At 49.9% G+C, this 24,645-nt stretch carries 22 protein-coding genes and 1 pseudogene; 7 read left to right on the forward strand and 16 right to left on the reverse strand.

Annotated features, from left to right (window positions below):
- Nucleotides 1-157 precede the first annotated feature (157 nt).
- Nucleotides 158-3,574 carry a transcription-repair coupling factor gene (gene mfd / locus Q0577_RS12095; protein WP_298736570.1) on the reverse strand — a complete coding sequence of 1,139 codons (3,417 nt, stop codon included), beginning with the start codon at nucleotides 3,572-3,574 and terminating at the stop codon, nucleotides 158-160.
- Nucleotides 3,575-3,604: 30 nt separating this feature from the next.
- On the opposite strand from mfd, the gene Q0577_RS12100 reads away from it, so the two are divergent.
- Nucleotides 3,605-4,339 (forward strand): FAD-binding oxidoreductase, encoded by a 735-nt coding sequence (locus Q0577_RS12100; RefSeq protein WP_298736572.1) that lies wholly within the window; start codon nucleotides 3,605-3,607, stop codon nucleotides 4,337-4,339.
- A 2-nt stretch (nucleotides 4,340-4,341) separates the two neighbouring features.
- On the opposite strand, the gene Q0577_RS12105 is transcribed toward Q0577_RS12100, so the two are convergent.
- The 4 genes from Q0577_RS12105 to Q0577_RS12120 all read right to left on the reverse strand — a co-directional run bounded on the left by Q0577_RS12105 (nucleotide 4,342) and on the right by Q0577_RS12120 (nucleotide 7,875).
- Nucleotides 4,342-4,935 carry a hypothetical protein gene (locus tag Q0577_RS12105; protein ID WP_298736574.1) on the reverse strand — a complete coding sequence of 198 codons (594 nt, stop codon included), beginning with the start codon at nucleotides 4,933-4,935 and terminating at the stop codon, nucleotides 4,342-4,344.
- Nucleotides 4,936-5,080: 145 nt separating this feature from the next.
- Nucleotides 5,081-6,508 carry a glycine--tRNA ligase gene (locus Q0577_RS12110; protein WP_298736575.1) on the reverse strand — a complete coding sequence of 476 codons (1,428 nt, stop codon included), beginning with the start codon at nucleotides 6,506-6,508 and terminating at the stop codon, nucleotides 5,081-5,083.
- A gap of 37 nt (nucleotides 6,509-6,545) precedes the next feature.
- Nucleotides 6,546-7,469, reverse strand: coding sequence for a YihY/virulence factor BrkB family protein (locus tag Q0577_RS12115; RefSeq protein WP_298736578.1), 924 nt, complete (start codon nucleotides 7,467-7,469; stop codon nucleotides 6,546-6,548).
- Nucleotides 7,470-7,548: 79 nt separating this feature from the next.
- A complete protein-coding gene (locus Q0577_RS12120) occupies nucleotides 7,549-7,875 on the reverse strand; it encodes a nucleotide pyrophosphohydrolase (protein ID WP_298736581.1) in 327 nt (108 codons plus the stop codon).
- A gap of 83 nt (nucleotides 7,876-7,958) precedes the next feature.
- On the opposite strand from Q0577_RS12120, the gene Q0577_RS12125 reads away from it, so the two are divergent.
- A complete protein-coding gene (locus tag Q0577_RS12125) occupies nucleotides 7,959-8,453 on the forward strand; it encodes a hypothetical protein (protein WP_298736583.1) in 495 nt (164 codons plus the stop codon).
- Between the two features lie 83 nt (nucleotides 8,454-8,536).
- Here Q0577_RS12125 and dtd read toward each other — a convergent pair whose 3' ends face one another.
- Nucleotides 8,537-8,989, reverse strand: a complete 453-nt coding sequence (gene dtd, locus Q0577_RS12130; RefSeq protein ID WP_298736585.1) for a D-aminoacyl-tRNA deacylase — start codon at nucleotides 8,987-8,989, stop codon at nucleotides 8,537-8,539.
- A gap of 36 nt (nucleotides 8,990-9,025) precedes the next feature.
- Between dtd and arfB the strand changes: the two are divergent.
- Together arfB and Q0577_RS12140 are read left to right on the forward strand one after the other, a co-directional pair.
- A pseudogene (gene arfB / locus Q0577_RS12135) lies at nucleotides 9,026-9,427 on the forward strand (alternative ribosome rescue aminoacyl-tRNA hydrolase ArfB); the annotation flags it as partial.
- 75 nt (nucleotides 9,428-9,502) lie between these two features.
- Nucleotides 9,503-11,035, forward strand: coding sequence for a polysaccharide biosynthesis C-terminal domain-containing protein (locus tag Q0577_RS12140; protein WP_298736590.1), 1,533 nt, complete (start codon nucleotides 9,503-9,505; stop codon nucleotides 11,033-11,035).
- A gap of 125 nt (nucleotides 11,036-11,160) precedes the next feature.
- On the opposite strand, the gene Q0577_RS12145 is transcribed toward Q0577_RS12140, so the two are convergent.
- Nucleotides 11,161-11,805: an MBL fold metallo-hydrolase gene (locus tag Q0577_RS12145; RefSeq protein ID WP_298736591.1), complete on the reverse strand. Its 645-nt coding sequence runs from the start codon at nucleotides 11,803-11,805 to the stop codon at nucleotides 11,161-11,163.
- 57 nt (nucleotides 11,806-11,862) lie between these two features.
- On the opposite strand from Q0577_RS12145, the gene Q0577_RS12150 reads away from it, so the two are divergent.
- On the forward strand, nucleotides 11,863-15,231 hold the full coding sequence (locus Q0577_RS12150) for a hypothetical protein (protein ID WP_298736593.1): 3,369 nt from the start codon (nucleotides 11,863-11,865) through the stop codon (nucleotides 15,229-15,231).
- Nucleotides 15,232-15,342: 111 nt separating this feature from the next.
- On the opposite strand, the gene Q0577_RS12155 is transcribed toward Q0577_RS12150, so the two are convergent.
- Nucleotides 15,343-16,458, reverse strand: coding sequence for an alkene reductase (locus tag Q0577_RS12155; protein ID WP_298736595.1), 1,116 nt, complete (start codon nucleotides 16,456-16,458; stop codon nucleotides 15,343-15,345).
- A gap of 85 nt (nucleotides 16,459-16,543) precedes the next feature.
- On the opposite strand from Q0577_RS12155, the gene Q0577_RS12160 reads away from it, so the two are divergent.
- Nucleotides 16,544-17,407 (forward strand): AraC family transcriptional regulator, encoded by an 864-nt coding sequence (locus Q0577_RS12160; protein WP_298736597.1) that lies wholly within the window; start codon nucleotides 16,544-16,546, stop codon nucleotides 17,405-17,407.
- A 3-nt stretch (nucleotides 17,408-17,410) separates the two neighbouring features.
- Here Q0577_RS12160 and Q0577_RS12165 read toward each other — a convergent pair whose 3' ends face one another.
- From Q0577_RS12165 to Q0577_RS12200, 8 genes are all read right to left on the reverse strand, one after another.
- Nucleotides 17,411-18,055: a DUF1361 domain-containing protein gene (locus Q0577_RS12165; RefSeq protein ID WP_298736600.1), complete on the reverse strand. Its 645-nt coding sequence runs from the start codon at nucleotides 18,053-18,055 to the stop codon at nucleotides 17,411-17,413.
- A gap of 11 nt (nucleotides 18,056-18,066) precedes the next feature.
- Entirely contained in the window at nucleotides 18,067-18,441 is a 375-nt protein-coding gene (locus tag Q0577_RS12170) for a diacylglycerol kinase family protein (protein WP_298736602.1), read from the reverse strand.
- Nucleotides 18,438-18,671: a hypothetical protein gene (locus Q0577_RS12175; protein ID WP_298736604.1), complete on the reverse strand. Its 234-nt coding sequence runs from the start codon at nucleotides 18,669-18,671 to the stop codon at nucleotides 18,438-18,440. Before Q0577_RS12175 ends, Q0577_RS12170 begins: the two co-directional genes overlap by 4 nt.
- An 11-nt stretch (nucleotides 18,672-18,682) precedes the next feature.
- Nucleotides 18,683-20,083: a radical SAM protein gene (locus Q0577_RS12180; RefSeq protein WP_298736606.1), complete on the reverse strand. Its 1,401-nt coding sequence runs from the start codon at nucleotides 20,081-20,083 to the stop codon at nucleotides 18,683-18,685.
- Nucleotides 20,084-20,092: 9 nt separating this feature from the next.
- Nucleotides 20,093-21,433 carry a cell envelope integrity protein CreD gene (gene creD / locus Q0577_RS12185; RefSeq protein WP_298736608.1) on the reverse strand — a complete coding sequence of 447 codons (1,341 nt, stop codon included), beginning with the start codon at nucleotides 21,431-21,433 and terminating at the stop codon, nucleotides 20,093-20,095.
- A gap of 60 nt (nucleotides 21,434-21,493) precedes the next feature.
- Complete coding sequence (locus tag Q0577_RS12190; protein ID WP_298736610.1) at nucleotides 21,494-21,790, reverse strand: transcriptional regulator; 297 nt, start codon at nucleotides 21,788-21,790, stop codon at nucleotides 21,494-21,496.
- A gap of 58 nt (nucleotides 21,791-21,848) precedes the next feature.
- Nucleotides 21,849-22,511: a hypothetical protein gene (locus Q0577_RS12195; RefSeq protein WP_298736612.1), complete on the reverse strand. Its 663-nt coding sequence runs from the start codon at nucleotides 22,509-22,511 to the stop codon at nucleotides 21,849-21,851.
- Between the two features lie 344 nt (nucleotides 22,512-22,855).
- Nucleotides 22,856-24,049 carry an aspartate aminotransferase family protein gene (locus Q0577_RS12200; RefSeq protein WP_298736615.1) on the reverse strand — a complete coding sequence of 398 codons (1,194 nt, stop codon included), beginning with the start codon at nucleotides 24,047-24,049 and terminating at the stop codon, nucleotides 22,856-22,858.
- A gap of 50 nt (nucleotides 24,050-24,099) precedes the next feature.
- Between Q0577_RS12200 and Q0577_RS12205 the strand changes: the two genes are divergently transcribed.
- Nucleotides 24,100-24,612: a gamma carbonic anhydrase family protein gene (locus Q0577_RS12205; RefSeq protein WP_298736617.1), complete on the forward strand. Its 513-nt coding sequence runs from the start codon at nucleotides 24,100-24,102 to the stop codon at nucleotides 24,610-24,612.
- Nucleotides 24,613-24,645: the final 33 nt, after the last annotated feature.

Genomic DNA, 24,645 nt, shown 5'->3' on the forward strand with positions numbered 1-24,645 from the left:
GATAGCAAATGCCAGGTAACAAACGCTGCTGTTACCTATTACTGCTGGAATGTTGGAAGCTGAAACGGATGGGAAGTGATATTAGTTACAAGGAAAGAAGCCATAACCTGTTGTTACGCATTACAACACGTTATGGCTTCAATTTGGAATTTGGTATTTACCCCCTGGCGTCTTCCATGTTCTTCAGGAACTGGTACAGATCATTCATGGAGCGGATACGTTCTACTACCAGCATGAAGTTTTTGCCTACCTGTTTGAGGCGTGCATTATTCACGCGGGTTTGTACGTAGTTGAGTATATGGTTGAAGGTGGGTGATTCGAAGTAGGGTGAATCAGGATTATTGATGAAGTAACAGCGCAGCGTTTCCTCTTTCAGCATCATCTTTTCGAAGCCCAGGGCAATGGCCATCCAACGGCAACGGATAGTGGTGAGCAGGTCCTGCACCGGTTCGGGAACAGGTCCGAAACGGTCCTGCAGGGCAGTGGCAAACTGCTGCAGCTTATCTTCTGTAGTGGTATTATCCAGCTCCTGGTAGAGGTTGAGGCGTTCCTGGATACTTTCTACATAGCTGTCTGGTATCAGTATTTCCAGGTCGGTATCGATGGTACAATCGCTCACAAAATCTTTTTTCTGCTCCAGCTGTTCCTTGAAGAGCTCGCGGAATTCATTCTGCTTCAGTTCGCGGATGGCTTCGTCGAGGATCTTCTGGTACATATCGAGGCCTATTTCCGCTACAAAGCCGCTCTGTTCTGCCCCCAGCAGGTTACCGGCGCCGCGTATATCCAGGTCGCGCATGGATATCTGGAAACCACTGCCCAGCTCACTATGCTGTTCAAGGGTTTGCAGGCGTTTACGGCTGTCGGCAGGCAGGGTGCTCATTGGCGGTGCCAGCAGGTAGCAGAACGCTTTCTTGTTGCTGCGGCCTACGCGACCGCGCAGCTGGTGCAGATCACTCAGCCCGAAGTGATGCGCGTTATTGATGATAATGGTATTGGCATTGGGAATGTCCACACCGCTCTCCACGATGTTGGTACACACCAGTACATCGTATTTGCGATCTATAAAGTCGAGGATCACTTTCTCCAGCTGGTGACCTTCCATTTGTCCGTGGGCGGTGGCAATGGAAAGATCCGGACAAAGGCCCTGTATCAGGCCTGCCATTTCACGGAGGCCCTGTACGCGGTTATGAATGAAATATACCTGTCCGCCGCGTTCAGTTTCAAAATAGATCGCATCACGGATCAGGTCATGATCAAACACATGCACTTCCGTTTCGATCGCCTGCCTGTTGGGGGGCGGTGTATTGATGATAGACAGATCGCGTGCGCCCATGAGGGAGAATTGCAGTGTGCGCGGTATAGGTGTAGCCGTTAGTGTGAGCGTATCTACATTCACCTTGATCTGTTTCAGCTTCTCCTTGGCAGATACACCGAACTTCTGTTCTTCGTCTACGATCAGCACGCCGATGTCTTTAAACTTCACATCCTTTCCCAGCAGGGCGTGTGTACCTACGATGATATCTATCTTACCATCTGCGAGTTTCTGCAGCGTTTCTTTCTTTTCCTTGGATGATTTAAAGCGGTTCAGGTAATCCACGGTGCAGGGAAAATCCTTGAGGCGCTCGGCAAAAGTTTTATAGTGCTGGAAAGCCAGGATGGTGGTAGGCACCAGTATGGCAGCCTGTTTACCATCTACCACGCTTTTGAAGGCAGCGCGTACGGCAACTTCTGTTTTACCAAAGCCTACGTCGCCACACACCAGGCGGTCCATCGGGGAAGGCGATTCCATATCGCGTTTCACATCTGCCGTTGCCTTGCTCTGATCTGGCGTATCGTCATAGATAAAGGAGGCTTCCAGCTCTGTCTGCAGGTAAGTATCCGGTGAGTGGGCAAAGCCTTGCTGGGCTTTACGGGCGGCGTAGAGCTTGATCAGGTCTTTGGCAATGTCTTTTACCTGGGTTTTAGCCTTTTCTTTCAGCTTATCCCAGGCATCGCTGCCCAGCTTATTAACGCGCGGCTCAATGCCTTCTTTACCGGTGTATTTGCTGATCTTGTGCAGGGAGTTGATGTTCACATACAAGAGGTCGTTATTCTTGTAGATGATACGGATGGCTTCCTGCATTTTACCGCCTACTTCTATTTTCTGCAGGCCGCTGTACACGCCCACACCGTGATCGATATGGGTAACAAAATCACCGGCCTGCAGCTCGCGCAGCGTTTTAAGGGTAATAGCCTTATTCTTGTTATAGGCCTGTTTTACCTTGTATTTGTGATAACGCTGGAAGATCTGGTGATCTGTATAGCATACGATCTTCAGTCCGTGATCAATAAAGCCCTGGCCTACTGCCACGGGGATGGGATAAAAAACGAAATCGGCTTTCAGGTCTTCGAAGATGCTGCGCAGCCTTTCCAGCTGGCGGGCATTATCTGCAAAGATGAAGAGGGTGTATTTATTGCCGTTATGCTGGTTGAGGTCTTTCAGCAGCATATCGAACTGGCGGTTGAAGACCGGTTGTTCCTGGGTATCAAAAGCAAGGTCCGTAAAAGGCTTCCCGGTTTCCTGCCACCAGCTGCGGTTGCCGAACACCAGGCAGTGCCTTTGCAGCAGCTGCTCCATCAGTACGGAGGCTTTTACGAAATCGTCTTCAGACAGCGTCATGTCTTCCTCATCATCCACCTTTACCTTGTTGCCTGTTTGCAGCCAGTCGTCCAGCCGCTGTTCCATCTGCTCTATCACTCCCTGTATATAGGCAGGATCTTTCATCCACACGATGGTATTCTGGGGCAGGAATTCCAGCAGCGAGGTTTTATGATGGTCCCGGGCGTGGGTATCCATGTTGGCGATGAGCGTAACCTGGTTCAGTTTGCGCTCGCTGAGCTGCGTTTCCGGATCAAAGAGACGGATGGAGTCAATGTCTTCGCCGAACAGCTCTATACGGTAGGGCTTATCGTTACCGAAGGAGTAGATATCGATGATACCGCCCCTTTGGGCAAACTGGCCGGGTTCGTAAACAAAGTCGGTATGATGAAAGCCCCAGGAAACCAGCTTTTCCAGCAGCTCATCCACTTTCAGCACATCTGCCACCCGCAGGTTCAGCATATTGGCGCCGAAGGCGGCGGTGCCTGCTACTTTTTCCCAGAGAGCTTCGGGGTAGGTAACGAGTATCTTTTTCTGGATAGTGTTGCCGCCGGAAAATTTCATGAGCGCTTCTGTGCGCAGCATGCTGTGGCTGCTGTTCAATTCCTGGAACTGCCCTGTTTTCTTGAACGAATCGGCAAAGTAGAAGATATCCAGCGCCTGGCTCAGTTGTTCCAGGTCGTTATGGAAATAGGCAGCCTCTTCCTTATCATTGAGAATAAAGAGATGGTTAGCCTGCTCTAAATGTTGCCAGGTACCAACGGCCAGGAAGCTGACAGCGCTGCCGGTAAGGCCGGTTAACTGGAAATATTGCGGAACGGGCAAATGTAACCCCTTCACCAGCTGCTGCAGGCGGGCATCACGTTGGTACAGTTGTAAAACACCCTGTAGATTCATGAAGGGTGCAAAGATACGAAAGTTTAGACGTTCAAACATTTTCGTTATATTCGGTAAAACTGATAAGGCATGCTGGAACAATGGCACAATGGTTATGTTACCAGGATTGTGAACGAAACCCACAATACCCGTCGCTTTTGGATACAGATACCCGATATGGAAGCTTTTGACTTCAAGCCCGGGCAGTTTGTTACCCTGGACCTTCCCATTCACGAAAAAAAGAACAAGCGCTGGCGCAGCTACTCCATCGCCTCCCATCCCAACGGTACCAACGAAATAGAGCTGGTAATTGTGCTGCTGGAAGGCGGGCTGGGCACTACTTACCTGTTCAACGAGGTGAGAGAAGGCAGCGAGCTGCTGCTGAGAGGGCCCCAGGGAGTATTTGTACTGCCCGAAAACCTGGACAGGGACCTTTTCCTGATCTGTACAGGTACGGGGATCGCCCCCTTCCGGTCTATGGCCCGGTATATCTGCGAGCAGGGCATTCCCCATAAGCACATCCACCTGATTTACGGCAGCCGCTACATGGGCGATCTGCTGTACCCGGATGAGATGCGGCAGTTGCAGGCTTCACTGCCTGATTTTCAATATATCCCCACCTTATCCCGCGAGGAAAACCCCAACTGGTGGGGGCGAAAGGGCTATGTACACAGTATTTACGAAGAAATGCTGCAGGGGCGGCCTGAAAAACTGCCTGCCTACTTTTTTCTCTGCGGCTGGAAGAATATGATCGATGAGGCCAAACAGCGTATCCTGGCTTTGGGGTATGACCGTAAAGATATTCATCTGGAGCTGTACGGTTAGGCTCAAAACCGTATACCAATTCCCCCTTCTGCATAAGGTACCGGTATTCCCTTCCAGGAAAGCGATACTACCGGTGTAAAAGCTACCTTCCACATCAGGCGGTTACCAAAATAATAGCGGCGATAGCCGATTGTTGCTACAAGCAGCCAGGTATCGGTACTGGTTACCGTATCAAACAGTTCTGCGTCTCCGTTCATATAGGTGGCGCCAATGCCCAGTTCCAGGCGGTGGGGTTTCTTTGCCTGGCCCATGAGGTAGCTTACACCAAACGGCACTGTTAATTTGGCGGGAACATACCGCTGTTCGTAACTGTAGCTTCCATCCGGATTGGCGTAGGAGAACACCCGGTAATCATCCAGTGTTGGAGCGTAGCCAATACCTGCGTGAATGCCCCAGCCCAGCTGGTTGGGTTGAAAGCGGAGATCGTAGTGGGCAGACAGCAGGATGCCGCTTCCCATTACGCCGAGGTAAATGGTCTGTTGTCCAAGGCTGTTATCAGTAGCAGCTTTAAGGGTTGTTGGGGCAACGGTTGTCTGGGCCTGCACTGCGGCAGTGAGCCCGAGCAGGGCGGCTAAAAAGTATAATTTAAGGTTCATAGGTCTTTGCAGGATTATTGCTATTTAAAAGGTTTGCAAAAGCCTAAGGTACAACAGATTTGAAAAGGAATAACAGAGATTGGTTTAACAGTCATTTACCAGGTGGTTTATGACTGTTAAACGTTGAAGAGACAGCAATAATTAATTAAAAGATGTCGCGCAGTACGCGTTCTCTCACCTGTGACAGGGGAATGCGTTCCTGCTCCATGCTATCGCGGTAGCGGATGGTAACGGTCTGGTCTTCCTTGGTCTGGTGGTCGATGGTCACGCAGAAGGGGGTACCGATGGCATCCTGGCGGCGGTAGCGTTTACCGATGCTGTCCTTTTCTTCATAATAGCAGTAGAAAGAGGATTTACACTGGTCAAACAGCTCTTTGGCCAATTCCGGCAGACCGTCTCTTTTGGTCAGCGGGAAGATAGCCAGTTTGATGGGCGCCAGTTTAGCGGGGAATTTCATTACCACGCGGCTGTCTTTCTTCTCGGCGGTGCTCAGGTCCTGTTCTTCGTAGGCATTACAAACGGTGAGCAGGAACATGCGATCCAGGCCGATGGAGGTTTCTATTACGTAGGGGATGTAGTTCTGGTTTGTTTCCGGATCAAAGTACTGCAGTTTCTTTTTGCTGTACTCCTGGTGGTTCTTCAGGTCAAAGTCAGTACGGCTGTGGATACCTTCCACTTCTTTGAAGCCGATGGGAAACTCGAACTCGATATCCACGGCAGCATCGGCGTAGTGGGCCAGCTTTTCATGGTCTTTGAAACGGTATTTAGACGGGTCTGTACCCAGGCTCAGGTGCCATTTCATACGCTCTTCCTTCCAGAACTTATACCATTCCTGCTGAGAGCCGGGGCGGATAAAGAACTGCATTTCCATCTGCTCAAACTCACGCATACGGAAGATGAACTGGCGGGCTACGATCTCGTTACGGAACGCCTTACCTATCTGGGCAATGCCGAAGGGGATCTTCATACGGCCGGTTTTCTGCACATTGAGGAAGTTCACGAAGATACCCTGGGCGGTTTCAGGGCGCAGGTATATTTCGCTGGCTTCGTCAGACACGCTGCCCAGCTGGGTGGAGAACATCAGGTTGAACTGGCGAACCTCTGTCCAGTTGCTGGTGCCGCTAACGGCGCATTTTATATTATTGGTTTCGATAAGCTGTTTGAGGCCTGCGAAGTCGTTTTCCCTGAGCAGGTCGTTCATTTTGGCGATCAGGGCTTCTCCTGCTTCGGCAGACAGGGTTTCAGCATGGCCTTCTATCAGGTGGTCTACCCGGTAGCGTTTCTTGCTGTCCTTATTGTCGATCATGGGATCGCTGAAATTGTCAACGTGCCCGGAAGCCTTCCAGGTGGTGGGATGCATGAAAATGGCAGCGTCGATGCCCACGATGTTCTCGTGCAGCTGGGTCATGCTCTTCCACCAATAGTCGCGTATATTCTTTTTCAGCTCGGCGCCGTACTGGCCATAATCGTACACGGCGCTTAAGCCATCATATATTTCACTGGATGGGAAAACGAATCCATATTCTTTACAATGCGATATGATCGCCTGGAATTTGTTCTGATCTGTTGCCATAGTGGCGCAAATATAGTAGAATTTGAGAGTTTGCCCACTACCCTTCCTCCGCCACTTCCACCTGTTTTATCCATACCGCATATTCATTCGGGTAGATACGGGCTCCGAAATGCTGTACATAGGCCCGGGTAAATTCAGCGCCAAAATAGAGAATGGCAGAGGAATAATATACCCACAGGAGTATGATCACAATGGAACCGGCGGCCCCATAGGTAGAGCTGATATGGCTGGCGCCCAGGTAATAGCCGATACCGAACTTGCCCAGCATAAAGAGGATGGCGGTGGTAATAGACCCTACGATCACATCCTTCCAGCGGATACGGGCATCCGGCAATACCCGGAAGATTATGGCAAACAGGGTGCTGATCACCAGGAAGGTGATCACCAGGTTGATCAGGTAGATCAGTATAACGGCCACTTCGGGGAAAAGTTTGGCCAGGTTCTTATTAAGGATCTCTATAATGCCGTTCACGACCAGGGACACCAGCAGGATAAAGCCGATACTTACCACCAGGGAAAAGGATTGCAGGCGGTTGATGGCCATGCGGACGAGGCCCTTTCCCTTTTTAGGCTTGGATTTTAGTCGCCAGATAGTATTGATGGAATCCTGTATTTCGGCGAACACCCCGGTGGCGCCTATCACCAGGGTAATGAAACCGATGATGGTGGCCCAGCTCATATCTTCTGAGAGGGTAGCGTTGCGGATCATCTGTTGTACCTGGACAGCGGCCTGGTCGCCTACCAGGTCTTTGATCTGGGAGTAAAGCGTGCCTTCAACGGCTTCGCGGCCCAGGAACAGGTCGCAGCAGAAGATGATCACAATGAGCATGGGCGCTACGGAGAATACGGTATAATACGCCAGGGAGGCGCTCAGCTTCAGTACTTTATCTTCAATGAACCCGTTGGCTGCTTCCTTGAGGATCAGCCAGTAGGTTTGCAGTTTCGAGGGTCTGTTGTTCATAGCGGTGAAGGTTCCTGATCAAATTCCAAAATCCAAAATGCTACCATCCCTTTGGAATCTGGCATTTGGATGTTGAAATTTATTTAAGCTTATCGTTTTGTTGGTGCCGGGTGGCATCGCGGATGTTCTTCTTTTCAAAGTTCTTTTCCAAAGCGACAGTCATATCAATACCGGTTTGGTTGGCGATGCAAAGCACTACCCACATTACATCTGCAAGCTCGTCTGCGAGGTCTTTCTTTTTATCTGATTCTTTTGATGACTGGTCTCCATACTGACGGGCCATAATGCGGGCTACTTCGCCCACTTCTTCTGTCAGGATGGCCATATTGGTGAGCTCACTGAAATAACGTACACCGGTGGTGTTGATCCAGCTGTCGATCTTTTCCTGCGCTTCACTTATTGTCATTATAGATTGCGTTTAGACTTTCTAAGATAATATATTTGCTATATTGTTTAACTTGTTTGCGATTGAAAACCAAGACATCATCAATGAAAACATTCATCCTGGTACTGGCCGCCGGCGCTATATGTGCAATGAGCTGCCAGCAGCAATCCGGTGAAGCCGGCACACAAACCGGCGATAGCCTTACTCTTACAGATACTGTACCATTAAGCAGCCTGGCGGCAGGTGGACCGCAATGTTTTATCCAGGTAGTAGGAAAAGATACGGCCAGGCTGAGTTTTGAAGTGAGCGGGGACAGTGTGAACGGAAAGCTGGCATATCAACGGTACGAGAAGGATAGTAATAAAGGGACGATCCGGGGAGTTGTGCAGGGGAACATCCTCCAGGTGCAGTATACGTTTATGAGCGAGGGGGTAGAGAGTGTTAACCAGGCGATGTTTAAGGTGGATGGGGATAAGGTATATGAAGGCAGGGCAAAGGATTTTGATAAAGAGGGCAGGCCGGTGTTTGGGAATGACCTGGGGAAGGTGGAATGGGATAGTGCGGGGTTTGTGAGGGGGGAGTGTTGGTATTTAAATTAAAAGAATAGCGTATACCCGGCTTATTCCCTATTAATTTCCGCAAAAATAAGCCAACCAGGATGATTTGCTAATTTATTTAGTATTTACTCCTTATGCTGCGTATCTATCACAATCGTTACCGGCCCATCGTTCAGCAGGTCCACTTTCATGTCCGCACCAAAAATGCCGGTTTCCACTCGCTTGCCCAGATCTAATCCCAGCTGGGTGATCATCTTTTCATACATAGGGATCGCAATATCGGGTTTGCTGGCACGTATATACGAAGGCCTGTTCCCTTTCTTTGTACTGGCATGCAGGGTGAACTGGCTCACCAGCAGGATACCTCCGCCGGTTTCTTTTACCGACAAATTCATTACACCGGTGGCATCGCTGAATATGCGCAGGTTTACGATCTTGTTACTGAGCCAGGTAATATCTTCCATGGTGTCGGCATCTTCAATGCCCAGCAGCACCAGCAATCCCTGTTGAATACTGCCTGTTATTTTCCCATCTACCGTTACTGAAGCCCGGGTGACCCGTTGAATGACAGCCCGCATATTGAATAGTTTTTGTAGGGAAGTTAATAAATTGCAGACATGCAACTGGATATTTCCGCGGAGATCAGATTCCGCACGGCGCGCAGCGGCGGTAAAGGGGGGCAGAACGTAAACAAGGTAGAGACCATGGTGGAAGGCTATTTTGACATTGCCCATTCTTCGCTGTTAAGCACCGAACAAAAAGCAACCCTGCAACAGGTACTGGCCAACCGGATCAATGCAGAAGGCCTGCTGCAGGTACGCTCTCAGGAGGCCCGCACACAGCTGGGCAATAAAGAACTGGTAGTAAAGAAAATGCATGAACTGCTGCGCAAAGCGCTGACACCCCGCAAAAAGCGTATAGCCACCAAACCTTCTAAGGCGGCGAAGGAAAAAAGGATCCAGTTTAAAAAACGCCTGTCAGAGAAAAAACAGCAGCGAAGAGGTGGAATGATCTAGCAATTTGCGGATTTGGGCTTTTTAAAGAGCTGGAATATATAGGGTTTAGGTTATTTTTGATGAAAATTCAGCGCATTGAGCATTAAATCACTGGCAGGACAAACGGTTTATTACGGATTAAGCAATATCGCGAGCAAGTTGCTCAACTATTTTCTTACGCCTTTTTACCTGGGAATCCTATCCCCCGCTGATTATGGGGAAATGCAGAACGTTTATGCCTATATTCCCTTCCTGAACATTGTGCTGACCTACGGTATGGAAACCGCTTTCTTCCGCTTTGCCAAAAAGGAAAATGAGCGGCATGTGCTGGGCAGCACGACCATCTCATTACTGATATCCACCTGCTGTATTACGATATTGTTATTACTGCTGAAAGGCAGCATTATCAACTCGAACACCGGGCAACTGGCCGGATTGGCCGGGCATCCCAGCTTTTATACGTATATCGTGCTGATCATGGCTTTTGACGCCCTGACAGCCATCCCCTTTGCCCAGCTGCGGCTGGAAAACAGGCCGGTGCGCTATGCTTTTGTGCGCATAGCCGGTATTGCAACCACAGTTGGCTTCAATATCTTCTTCCTGTATCTCTGTCCTAAATTATACCAGGCGGGTCATCACTGGCTGCCCAACGTAAGCGCCGGAGATGATCAGCTGGGATATGTGTACCTGAGCAATATGCTGGGCAGCGCAGTTACCCTGCTGTTATTTTTACCGCAATTGCTGCGTATTGAATGGACATTTGACAAGGTCCTGTGGAAACAGATGATACAATACGCCCTCCCGCTGATCATTGTGGGTATGGCAGGCCTGGTAAATGAAACCTTTGACAGGGCCTGGTTTCTGCCCCGCTTTCTGCCCGGCAACGATATGGAAGCCAAAAAGACCATCATCGGTCTTTACAGCGCCAATTACAAACTGGCGATCCTGATCACCATGTTCATACAGGCCTTCCGGTTAGGAGCGGAGCCTTTCTTCTTTAAACAGGCGGAAGGCGAGCACCCGCAGCGGGTTTATGCGCGTATCATGAAGCTGTTCGTGATCCTGCTGTGTTTTATGTTCCTGTTTGTAAGCCTGTACCTGAATATCTGGAAGGTTTTCCTGCGCAAACCATTTTACTACCAGGGTATGCGCATTGTGCCCGTATTGCTGCTGGCCAATATGTTCCTCGGCATTTACTATAACCTTACCATCTGGTTCAAGCTGACAGATCGTACCAAAGCAGGCGCCGTTATTACACTGATCTCGGCTGCCCTGGCTTTTTTGCTGAACTGGTGGTGGATACCCGTTATGGGCTATTACGGCGCAGCGCTGGCCACCATGGTTTGTTATTTTGTACAGATGGCCGTCTGTTATGTATGGGGACAAAAGCACTACCCGGTGCCTTACCACCTGCCCAGGATCATTACTTACATCAGCCTGGCGGTACTTACCTGGTACCTGTTCCAGCTGCTGAATACCCGGCTGCTCTCTCCCGGCGATGTGTACGCCCTGAAGCCGCAGCCGCTGATAGTGGCCACGCTTTTCTTTGCCGCTTATGGCTGGTTCATCCTTAAAATGGAGAAAAAGGAGTTTCGCCGGCTGCCCGTGATAGGGCGGTTTATCCGGTAAACAATTAATTATTAAAAATTAATTATTCCGGCAGCGCCAGTGACCATCCGGATGCTGGTGATGCAGGGGGAGTATTCACAGTACATCAGGGTATCCGTAATGCCGGAATTATTAATTAAGCATTCTTAACTATTAATTAGAAAAGGATTATTCCTTTTCTCAAACCCAATGGTGGTGGGCTGCCCGTGTCCGGGGTATACTTTTACCTCGTCGGGCAGTACAAAGAGTTGCTGGCGGATGCTCTTTAACAGGGTTTCATGATGGCCCCCGGGAAGGTCTGTACGGCCAATGCTCTGGTAAAACAGCACATCGCCCCCGATCACAAACTGCTGGGCTGCGTGATAAAATGATATACTGCCGGGAGAATGGCCGGGGGTAAAGCGCACTTCCAGCACATCATCGCCCAGCTGAATCTTTTCCCCTTCTTCAATATAACGGGCGGGCATTGGCGAAGGCTCAAAGGGAATGTTGTACATTACCCCTACCTGGGGAGAGCGGTCGAGCACTGTTTGCTCCAGGCGGTGTATTTCCAGGCCCACATTAAAGGTGCGGGCCACCAGCTTATTTCCGAAAATATGATCAAAATGGCAGTGTGTGTTAAGGAGACGGGTAACATTCAGGCCCCGTTTTTCGATATACTGCAGCAGTTCTTTTCTTTCTTCCTCAAAATAACAGCCAGGGTCTATAATTATGCAATCCTTTTTTTCGTTTATAAGCAGATATGTGTTTTCCTGTAAGGGATTAAAGGCGAAATATTGGATTTCAATCATTGTTACCCGATTTTTGCTAATTTTAATTAAGATCACAATATTATCAATACTTTCTGTATGAACCGATTTACTACCAGGTTATTCTTTACCGGTACCCTATTACTAGCCACGTTCTTATCCCAGGCACAGACCAATACTGTTGAATTCGGACAGAATCGCGTTCAGTTCAAGAACTTCAAGTGGAGGTATTATCAAACCCGCCACTTCAACACGTATTTTGCTCAAAACGGGTTGGAACTGGGTAAGTATGTAGCGCAGGCAGCCGAAAAAGAACTACCCTCCCTGGAGCAGTTTATGGAGTTCACCTTCCGCCAGCGGCTGAATATCGTGGTCTATAACAGCTTTGGCGAAATGCGGCAGTCCAACATCGGCATTGGGGTAGAATGGCAGAATACGGGCGGGGTTACCAAACTGGTAGGCAACAAGATGATCGTTTACTTTGACGGGGACCATGCGCACCTGCGCAAACAGATCCGCCAGGGTATTGCCAGGGTAATGCTGGAAACCCTGCTTTTTGGTGAAGATATCGGAGAATTTGCCGGTAACGCAGTATTGATAGATTTCCCTAAATGGTTTACAGACGGTTTCATAGCCTATGCCGCAGAGCCCTGGAGCGCACAGGAAGATGAGGAACTGAAAGCGGCCCTACAATCCGGCAAATACACCAAATTTAACCAGCTCGCCTACGACAAACCGTTACTGGCGGGGCATGCATTCTGGCATTATGTAGAAATGAAGTATGGTAAAGACGCTGTTCCTTACCTGATGTATATAGCCCGCATTAACCGCGGCCTGAAAAGAGGGTTTGAACAGGTGCTGAACCAGACGCCCAAAAAGGCCATGGAAGATTTCATGATCTATACCCGCAGAAGGTTCCAGGCCGACAACAAGCGCCGCAGGCAGGTAACCCGCGGACGTACCGTGGTAGGCCGCGAAACCAAGAAATCAGATTTCTACCGCTTCCAGGCTAATCCCCGCAACAACTCCTACGCAGTGGTGGAATACACCAGGGGCCGCTACCGGGTGCAGATGCAGGTGGGCGACAACAAACCGCACGTACTGCTGCGCAGCGGCGTGAAACAATACGCCAACCAGCTGGACCCCAACTATCCGCTCCTGGCCTGGAACCAGAAAGGCAACCGCCTGGCCATCGTTTATGAGCATGAAGGCAAGACCAAGCTCATGATCTACGACCTGATCAGCAAAACAACCACTAAACAGGACCTGCCGCAGTTTGACCGGATCATCGACATGAAGTATTTCTTTGAGTTCGATAACCAGCTGCTGCTTTCCGCCGTGAAAAACGGGCATACCGACATCTTTACCTACAGCATCAGCAACTTTAGAGTGGAACAGATCACCAACGACGTGTATGATGACCTGGACCCTTCCTTTGTTGCTTTCCCGGGTAAAAGCGGTATCATCTACTCTTCCAACCGCCCCTCGCCCAAAGCCAGAAGCGCAGATACCGTACTACCCAGCGCGCGTTATAATATTTTCCTGATCGATAACTGGAACAAAACGGCTGAAAAGCAGATATCACAGCTTACCGACATGAAGTATGGCGACGCCCGGCTGCCCGTACAATACAATACCACCCACTTTACCTTTGTATCAGACGCAAACGGTATCCGTAACCGTTATGCCGGTTTCTTTAAAACAGAAAGGGCAGGTGTGGATTCCCTGTTCTTTGTAGGTGCTGAAATACTGCGCAACCCCGATCAGCAGGAACTGGATTCTGCCCTGGCAGAATACGGCTCTTCCGCCCCTGATTCAGTAGCTGCCATCGCCATCACCAATGATTCTACCTATGTATTCCCCGTAACCAACTACCATACGGGCATACAGGAATCACGTATAGCCGGCGACCAGGGGGTAGTATCTGAAGTGGTAGGCTTTAATGAATACAAACGCCTCTATAAGCTGAAAGTGGATACCGCCACCCTCCGCAAGCGTAATGTAAATGCCCGTCCCACTACTTTCCGCCAGTACCAGATGCACCAGGACAGCCTGCGACTGGGACTGCCTACCAATTACGGGCAACCGCAGAAGGATACTACCAATCGCCCGGACTTCTTCCAGAGCGAGTTTGGTAATGATCCCGCCGATACCGGCGCTGTGGTAAGGGAGGGTATTCCACCGATCGCATTACCACAGGCAGAAGCGATCCTTAAACGGGCCCGCCTGCTGCCCTATAAACTGAAATTCTCCTCAGACTACCTGATCCTGCAGCTGGATAACTCCATCCTGATCAACAGGTATCAGCCGTTTACAGGACAACCTGTATCGCCCATCCGCCTGACAGATCCGGTGAACGGCCTGTTCCGCTTAGGAGTAAGTGACCTGATGGAGGATTATAAATTCAGCGGCGGTTTCCGCTTCCCCTCTTCACTGGACGGAACGGAATACTTCTTCTCCTTCTCCTACCTGAAGAAACGCTTTGATTATAAACTGACCTATTACCGCAAAGTGGATAAAGCCTCGCTGAGCGATTTTTATCCTATCAAGCTGAAGACAAACCTGTACCAGCTGGAAGTGCGCTATCCGTTTGACCAGGTAAGGAGCTTACGCCTCACCACCGGTTTCCGTACAGACAGGATGGTGATCCTGGCCTCTGACGATCAAAGCCTGAAAGTGCAGGACTATAAAGAGAACTTTGCGCTGGGACGCCTGGAGTATGTGTATGACAATACACTGAACCCGGCCATCAACATCTGGCACGGCACCCGTTACAAGGCGTACATTGATCTGAACGCCAAACTCTCCGGCAACCTGACCGAGCTTTTTAATCCTACCCCCGCAGGCAGGGGAAGATTTACCTTTAACTGGGGTTTTGACGCCCGCCACTATGAAAAGATCTACCGCAACTTTATATGGGCCACCAGGTTATCTGGCGACTTCTCATGGGGTACCCGCAAACTGCTGTATTACCTGGGCGGTATAGACAACTGGTTAAACCCCAAGATCAATACCAATACACCGGTATTCCCGCAGGGTAAACCCGTGAACTATGCCTACCAGACACTGGCAGTGAACATGCGCGGTTATAAACAGAATGCCAAGAATGGTAATAACGTGATCCTGTTCAACTCAGAACTGCGTTTACCTGTGTTTGCCACTTTCATTGATAAGCCGATCAACTCTGCTTTCCTGCGGAACTTCCAGCTTACGCAGTTCATTGACATCGGTACGGCGTGGAATGAAAAGCTGAGCTTTAAAGATGCCAACTATACCTATTACAATGGCGACGATGGTGTTTCCCTGAAGATCAAGGAAGGCTTCCTCGGACCATTTATAGGCGGCTACGGCTTTGGCGCCCGTACAACCATTGCCGGCTACTTCCTGAGAGTGGATGCCGGTTGGCCGGCGATCGCCTTCTTCCGTGGCAAGCCGATCTGGTACTTTGGAATGGGAGTGGATTTTTAAAAGCTGTTGGCTATTGGCTGTTAGCATTTAGCAAGCAATACGAGATAAAATATATAAATGGCCGTCCTTTAAACGAGGACGGCCATCTTGTTTTAGCATGGATGTGCGATACTATGCTATGGCATCGCAAGCAGCGGGATCTGGATAGCGCACCGGATAATCGATATATCCTTTATCTCCTCCCCAGTAAAAAGTGGATGGATCAGGATCTGCCAGCGGTGCATTGCGCTTGAAGCGCTCTACCAGGTCGGGGTTGGCAATAAAGGGTTTGCCAAAAGCGATCATATCCGCCAGGCCGGCTTGCAAAGCTGCTGCTGCAGAATCGGCGGAATAGCCTCCAGCCAGTATCAGCAGATTAGGAAAGCGCTTACGCAGGTTTTGTATATACTCAGCAGGAATGGAAGAGCGGCCGTTGGCATACAGGCCGGAGAGATGGATGTAAAGAATATCCAGCTCTTTCAATGCATCGGTGAGGTACTGATGGGTGGCCAGTTCTTCGGGATACGGAGGAAGATCATTTACCCCTGCGAAAGGAGACAATCTTATACCGGTGCGCTCTTTACCAATAGCAGCAATCACCCCTTCCATGATCTGCAACAGGAAGCGGCTGCGATTAACAATGCTGCCGCCGTAGTGATCTGTTCTGCGGTTGGTATGCGGATGCAGGAACTGCTCGGGCAGGAAGCCATGCGCGGCGTGGATCTCTACGCCGTCAAAACCCACTGCCATCGCACTCAGGGCAGCCTGTATATGTGCCTCCACCATGGCACGGGTACCGGCAGTACTTAAGACCTCAGGCACGGGCATGGGAAGATGTATGTCGCCAGGAACACGCATTACTCCTTCTGCCTGTACCGCAGAAGGCGCCACTACAGGGGCCTGGCCTTCGTTAATGAGTGGGTGGCCGATACGGCCCGTATGCACCAGCTGGACAAAGATCTTCCCGTTACGGGCATGCACTTCATCCACCACAGCTTTCCAGGCAGCTTTCTGTGCATCGTTGTAGATTCCCGGGGTATGCAGGTATCCCCCTCCGTTAGGGCTTATCGCAGTATTTTCGGCAATGATCAAACCTGCGCCCGCCCGCTGTGCGTAGTAAAGGGGCGCGGAGGCAGCAGGAATGCCATTCACCGCCCTGCGTCTGCTCATAGGCGCCATCACCACACGGTTATTGAAAGTAATATCGGGTGTAATCAAAGGCGTCAGCAATTTACTGTTCGAATCCATATGATCTTTTTTGACATCAAAATTAGGGCTGGCAGACAGGCCGGAACAGTGATGAAGAAAGGTTTGTTTTGTAATTTTAGGGGTTATGGAAGGGAAAGCACTACACCGGCCTTTTGAACTGTTTGTATCTGATATGGAATGCTGGAATGAGCGCCCGCTCATCTATCATTTCTTTGAAATCGTACAGATGCTGGACGGTGAGGGTGTGCGTATTGTAAACGAGAACAAATTTGCTTATCATAAGGGAAGCATCTTTCTTTTCACCCCTGTGGACTGCCGCGGATTTTACGCTGAGAAGCCTACCCGTTTCTGTTCCATCCGTTTCTCTGAAGTTTTCCTGAAACAATATAAAAACGCACAGGAGCGTGAGCGGATCACCCAATGGCTTAAGCAGCTGGAGCATATCTTCTCACACCATAACCGCTTCCAGGAGCTGCTGATAACACAGCCGGGCGACTGCGAAACAGTGGCTGTACTGATACAGCAAATGGTTAAGGAGTATGAACAAAAGCAGGCCTATCACGAAGAGAACCTGCAGCATTTTGTAACCCTGATCCTCAATATACTGGCGCGCAATGTATCTGACAAGGCTGCAACAGCAGCTCCCGCTGCAGCTGCTGAGCCCCTGATCAACCGGATGCTTGTGCATATACGCCAGCATATCAGTGATCCTGAGAAGCTGCGGATAGATTACCTCGCGGCTACTTTTAATCTCTCCGCCAACTATGTAGGCGAATATTTCCGGAAACTGACAGGAGAAAGTTTGCAACACTACATTACCCAATACAAGATAAAGCTGGTGGAACAACGCCTGGCCAACAGCACACTTACCATCAGTCAGATTGCCGGAGAGCTGGGTTTTACAGATGAAAGCCACCTGAGCAGGCAGTTCAGGAAACACAATGGGGTAAGCCCTGTTGAATACAGGAAGAAAGCAAAGCCGGTGTAGCGCTTACCTGTTGAACTTTATGCTATAAAGCAGGTACAGGAACAGGCCCATGATCACTGAAAAGCTCCAGGGCTGCAGATGCTCTATTGGATGCAGCACCATCCGGCTGGTTTGCTGCAGCAGCGGACCAGGGCGTACCACCAGGTCCCAGCTGTTCCAGCGCAGGAAGCGACCGATGTAGATGCCCCATCCACACAGCATCATCACAGGGAAAACATACAGCTGTACCGGCCAGCGGGGAAAACGGGCCAGGACGATATCCTGCATCTGCCGAATGGACTGGAAGCCCATGATAAGCCCACTCCAGGCAAAAGACAGGATCAGGATCAGATCAAACCAGACAGGGGCGCCGCCTTCAGGCAGATGCACCAGATCTGTAAGTATATAGGGTGCGTTGGGCAGGTAGGTGATCCATAAAGCTACAGCCGGTATCCACAATGGCAGCCTCCAGCTTGCAGCAGTATAAGCCGTCATCAGGCTGCTGATCAAGAAAGGCACCCAGGCCAGGAAAAGATTCCACAGGAGAAAAGCATACTGCTGGCTACCGGTTTGTATGATACGAACCAGTAACAATGCAATACTGAAAGAGACGGATACCAGCAGGGCATTCCGTTTGTTTATCACTAACACATCTGATCTCATACGCATAAATTCTTCCGCTATTTAATAAAATACGGCAGAAATACCACCGCACCGGTTACTACCGCTACCAGAGCGGCTATCAGCACAGCGCCCGCTGCCACATCCTTGATCCATTTCACACGGGGATGATATTCGGGTGAAAGATGATCCATCATTTTTTCAATGATGGTGTTGAGCATTTCCGTTATCCAGACCATGCCTGTAACGATCACAATAGCGATCCATTGCGATGCACTGATACGGCACCAGCTGCTCAATGCAATCACCAGTACTGTAGCAAGCGCATGGATGCGGGCATGCGGCTCTGTATACAAAAAAGCAGCAATGCCGCTGAAGGCATACTTAAAACTTAATACACGGCGGCGCAGGTAACTTTGTTTGGGTGGCATCATGGCTCTTTTGTTTTTTCGGAAGTGCTTTCTGCTATCCATTTCCACCAGAAAGCGATACAGGTAAAATAAGCAAAAAAGCAGATCAACGCTTCAATATTAGAAGAGGCTTGCCTGCTGATCTCCCAGCTGATCCAGCCGGAAAACAACAGTGCAAAAATGGTAATTAAACTGCCCGTGATACTGGTGGGAATATAAGACCATCCATATTTTCTGAACCAATATCTTTTCATGCCGGCTGATTTTAAGGCGCCGGTTGTATGGCAGGTGGCTGTATCGTTCTGCGGGAGGGTACTTTTGACAATATGCTTTCCAGCAGCGGCAACATATGGTTCAGGCCCTTTGTTTTGATAATGAAATTCCATAGCGGTTCAAACTTTTTCCAGCCACCGGCGTATGCAAAATGTTTCAGCATATGTTTCAGGTGGTTGTGTTGCAGACTAGCCTTCGCAATATTACCCCAGCTGTAGAAATTGCGATAGGCCCAATTGTAGCCATCCTCCAGCTCTGCGGCAGATAAGCCGGCAGTACGGTATACTACATGCCGGGTATCGTAGAGATCCCAGTTGTTGTGCAGCAGGCGTCCCTGCTGCTGCATGCGTTTGTAAAGCGCCGTGCCCGGGTAAGGTGTCAGGATATGAAATGTGCAGGTGGTGAGACCCTGACGCACGGCCCAATCTACGGTACGCTTAAACACATCCTTATCATCGTCATCCAATCCGAATACAAAGCTTCCATTGATCATGATACCGAGATCGTGCAGGCGGCGGATAGCTTCCGTATAGTCTTTACCGATATTCTGCTTCTTGTTGCTTTGCAGCAGATTGCCAGCGCTGAAAGTTTCAAACCCAATGAATACGCTGCGTAAACCTGCTGCCGCAGCCTGTTCTATAAGATTGCCGCGCAGGATGGCCTCTACGGTGGAGGCGCCCTGGAATACACGGTTCATGCCCTTCATGCCCTCGAAAAGTGCCGAAGCAAATCTGCGGTCACCCAACAGGTGATCGTCCAGGAAATACAGATGACGGCCTGGTAAGCGCGCTATCTCTGCAAGTGCAGCATCTGTTCTCTGTACATAAAAGGAGCGGCCGCCTTCAAAGAAAGCGTCCTTATAACAGAAGTCGCAATGATGCGGGCAGCCTCTTGACACCACGATGGAGTTAGGCACCAGGTACAGGTGACGTTTTATAAGATCCCGCCGCAAGGGCGGGATCTCACTCAGCGTGCGGTTATAGGATACATATGTTTGTTGCGGCCTGCGCTGTGCAAAGTCTTGCAGGAACCGGGGAAAGGTATCTTCCCCCGGGCCGATAAAAAGGCTGTCTGCATGCGGACGAGCTTCTTCAGGCAGCGAGGAAACATGCAATCCTGCCAGGCAAACATAGCTGCCCATGCTGCGGTAATGATCGGCGATAGCGTAGGACCGGTACGCATTGGTAATGTACACTTGTATGATCACCAGGTCTGGGCGGTCGTTCAGGTACAGCGTTTCAACATGCTCATCTGCCAATATAATCTCATCACCGGGATCGCAATAGGCGGCCAGAGTGGCTAAACCTAACGGCGGGAACAATGAGTACTTGATTGGGCGCCAGTAAGGGCTTTTAGCCTCTGTTAAAGCCGGGAGAATCATCTTGATCTTCATGTGCCAGGTTTAAACTGTTTTACCCAATGACTCCCATTTGATCTTACGGCTGAAGTACATCACAATGGCCAGGATGATGAAGAGACCCAGGCTGCCCATGAGCAGCGCCTGATCTTCAGACTGGATGATCACATAAATGAAACCGTACAAGGTAAGCAGGGTGCCGCCTACCGCGAGGGCCGTGCCGTTTTTTCGGAACACGCTGCGTGCATATACGGTAACCAGTCCTAATGTGAGCAGCGCAGCAATAGCGTATGCCACATTAAAGCTGAGTTGTTCTGCCAAAGCGATCAGCAGGGTGTAGAAGATGCACAGTGCAATGCCTATCAGTATATATTGTAATGGATGAACAGGGTAATGCTGTAACAGCTCAATGAAATAGAATAACAGGAAGGTGAGGCCGATGATCAGTATGGCGTATTTAATGGCGCGGGTGGATTTCAGGTATCCATCTACAGGCAGGAAGAGGTTCACGCCAAAATCTGCATCATGGATCTTGTACTTGTCGCCGATAGTCCAGCTTTGCGGGAAATTTCGGTTCAGGTGCAATACCTGCCAGGAAGCGGAAAAGCCGCTGTCATTTACGGTACGTGATTCCGGCAGAAAGGCGCCGTCAAAGCTGGGGCTGGGCCAGCTGGCCTGCAATTCTACCTGCGTGGTTTTGCCTACAGGTGAAAAGTACATTTTACCGGAACCCCTCATGGTAAGCAGGAGGCTAAAATTACCCAGGGTAGTATTTACGCTGCTGGTATCTGTGCTGACAGCCAGCGGAACTTTGGCCTGGATACCGCTTTCCAGCAGGCCACCAGGAGGAGTGCCGGGATTAAATACAAAATCCTGTCCGTTCCATTGGGCGGTCTGGTAGCCGATACCGCGCATATCGGATACGCCGAGGGTCAGGAAAGCTTCTTTCCAGTGCAGGCTGGAGGCTGATATGCCCAATGAGCTCAGATCCGGGGCAGCGAAAGAGCCCTTTACCTGCAGGTGTGAATTGTAAACCGCTACCTCATAAATGCCTCTTTTCCGGGTCTCAGGTTGCAGGCTACCCTTGATAGAGAGCTTGTCTGGCAGAAAACAGGCATACCGTACGATCTCTTTATTATCCTGTGTATTAACCGTGGTATAAGGCACTACCAACACCGGTCCGGTAATAGTCTGGGCATCGGCCCATTTAGAGCTGACTTCTGCGGTAGCCCTATCCTGCACCTGTTCCCGTTCTTCGATCAGGCCCATAATGAGGGCGGTAGGAATCATAAGCACCAGGGTAAGTACACCGATTATAAAGGCTTTGATAGCGTAGCCATATCGCTGTAGGAAGGACACTTCAGGGAGGTTGTCGTTTGTTACCATAATTGCTGCTTTATATAATTAAAAGTACTTTGTATTTCAAAGTATAGGGATAAAAAAAATTTACTCGATGGATCTGATCATATTTTCCAGTGCGGCAAGATGGCTTTTAAAGGCTTTCTCACCCGCTTTAGTGATGGAATAGGTAGTATTGGTCTTGCGGCCCACAAATCCCTTGTGCACTTTGAGGTATCCGTTCTCCTCCAGGGTGGTGAGATGGGAGGCAAGATTGCCATCTGTCAGCTCCAGCATTTGCTTCAGGTCATTGAAGCTCACCTCCTCGTTCACTACCAGTATGCTCATTACCCCGAGGCGAATGCGGCTGTCAAATAATTTATTCAGATTACCTATTGGATTCATCAGATCACTATTTCCATAAAACAATTACAGAACATATGGCGGAAGCTAATATTCAATTTCAGGAGCCGGCTTTCGCGGTACGCTCATACTTCCACCACATTACAATACCATATATGATATGCAGCACGCCAAAGCCCAGGGTCCAAAAATAAAGACCTCTGCGCAAAAAGAAAACGTTTAATATACCGAGTACTATTTCGGCGATACCGAGATAGCGTATATCCGAGAGGGTATATTTACTGGCATTTACCAGGGCCAGGCCGTAGAACACCAGGCAGGAGGGCGCGATCAGCGCGGGTTGATTATCGGCTATCAGTCCCAGTATGAAGAAGGCGCCCGTGGCCAGGGGAATCGCTATGTTGACCAGCACCTTGCGTGAGGTGGGATCCCAGATGGGCAGCTGATTACGCCGCGCTCTGCGCCAGGTAAAGTAGGTACCTCCCGCCAATGCCACCAGCACAACAGCTGCGGCCAGCAGGATCAGTTTAATCCGCAGCCCGGCGAAATCTGCATCGCTATAACCACCATGGGCTTCCCATGCGTTGTAATAGTTATTTAGCCAGTTGTAGGCGATCCATGCGCCGGCCAGTCCGCTGAGCCCCGCCCATACGCCACTGAGACCGCTAAGGGAGATGAAGCGGCTGCTTCGTTCCATGATACGCTTGATATCGCTTAAGGTTTCCAGGTGCTGCTGTTCGTTCATAGTTAAAGTACTTTGCATTTCAAAGTTAAAAGAAGATTTTGATTAAACAAATAAAAAAATGTTAATCTGTTGGGAAATGAGGGGCGATTGGAAACGGGGCAGCTATTGCGGGGGTTACGTTGTGGGCGGTTTGTGGGAGGAAGATTGATTTGTTGTTAAAAGCAGCGTGCTTACTGAGGGCACCGTTTCGCGTCATTGCGAGGACCACAGGGCCCGGGCGGGAGCCCGGGCCGAAGCAATCTGTCAGACGGCAAGGCAAGCAATATTATTTGTCGTTTAAAAGGATTGCTTCGTCGCGCTCTGCGCTGGGCTGCGCGGCTTAGCAATGACAGAGGAGAAGACGTTTTGCTGAGGAAGTACCGTTACTGTTTACCTGTTACTGCATCAAGGGCTTCCAGAATAATATCACAACTCTCTCTGATCTGCTCAGGAGTAATGATCAATGGTGGCGCAATGCGGAGGCATTCGGGGGCAAAGAGGAACCAGTCTGTTAACAGGCCATTGGCGATGCAATGATCAATGACGGCTTTATTGATTGGGAAATTTTCCAGCTCTACCGCCATCATCAAACCAAGAGAACGAATGGTTTTGATAGCGGGGTGCTGCAGGTATTGAAGGAATAATTGTTCTTTCTCTTTAACCGAAGCTACCAGGTCTTCTTCCAGCAGGGCCTGCATACCGGCCATACCGGCGGCACAGTTTACGGGATGGCCGCCAAAGGTGGTGATATGGCCTAATACCGGGTTATTGGTAAGGCACCACATCACATCACGGTTTGCAATGAAGGCGCCTAACGGCATACCGCCACCCAGGGCTTTACCCAGCAGCAGTATATCAGGTACTACGCCAAACTGTTCGAACGCCCATAGTGTACCATTGCGGCCCAAACCGCACTGTATCTCGTCCAGCACCAGGAGCGTGCCTGTCTGGCTGCATTTCTCCCGCAATGCGAGCAGCCATTCCCGCTGAGGTACGCGTACACCTGCTTCGCCCTGTACGGTTTCAGCGATCACGCAGGCGGTACGCTCAGTAATATGCTCCAGGGATTCAAAGGCATTATAATCGAGATGCTGTATGTCTGGCAGGAGGGGACGGTAGGCACTGCGCATACTTTCCTGCCCGATGATGCTTAATGCCCCCTGTGTAGATCCATGATAGCTGTTCTTAAACGCTATGATCTCTGTTCTGCCGGTATAGCGTTTGGAGAGTTTCATTGCCCCTTCTACCGCTTCGGCGCCGGAGTTGGTAAAGTAAACACTGTTGAGTACCGCAGGCAGGTGACTGGTCAGCAGCCGGGCGTAAGTTACCTGGGGCGACTGCACCAGCTCTCCGTACACCAGGAGGTGCATATACTGCTGCGCCTGTTCCTGTATGGCTTTTACTACCTGCGGATGGCAGTGCCCCACATTACACACACTGATGCCTGCAATGAGATCAAGGATCTGTTTCCCATCTGCATCCCACATATACATTCCCTGGGCTTTAACGATCTCCAGGGCCAGCGGAGCGTCTGAAGTCTGCGCTACATGCCGTAAAAATAGCTGCCGGTTGTTCATACAAATGCGAAGGTAGTAATTGTTACATTTGTGGTAATAAAACTTACGATATGCCCGTTATATTACCTGTTAAAGGGATACAGCCCGAATTTGGAAAGGATTGCTTTATTGCGCCCAATGCTACTATTGTTGGCGATGTGACCATGGGCGACGGCTGCAGCATATGGTTCAATGCGGTGGTACGTGGTGATGTAAACAGCATTCGTATAGGCAATAAGGTAAACATACAGGATGGCGCCGTTATTCACTGTACTTACGAAAAAACGAAGACGATCATCGGCGATAATGTATCCATTGGCCATAATGCCATCGTTCACGGCTGTACGGTAGACGATAACGTGCTGATAGGTATGGGGGCCATCGTTATGGACAATGCACACATCGGCAGCAACACCATCATTGCCGCAGGAGCAGTTGTACTGGAGGGCACCCTGGTGGAACCGGGCACTATCTATGCCGGGATACCGGCCAAAAAAGTAAAGGAGATCAGCACAGAACTGGTGAACGGGGAAATTAACCGTATCGCCAATAATTACAGCATGTATGCCAGCTGGTTCAAATAGTATAAAAAACTTATATTTGTAGTAAAATTACCC

It is taken from the genome of uncultured Chitinophaga sp. (assembly GCF_937898475.1).
In the GTDB taxonomy this organism is placed as follows: domain Bacteria; phylum Bacteroidota; class Bacteroidia; order Chitinophagales; family Chitinophagaceae; genus Chitinophaga.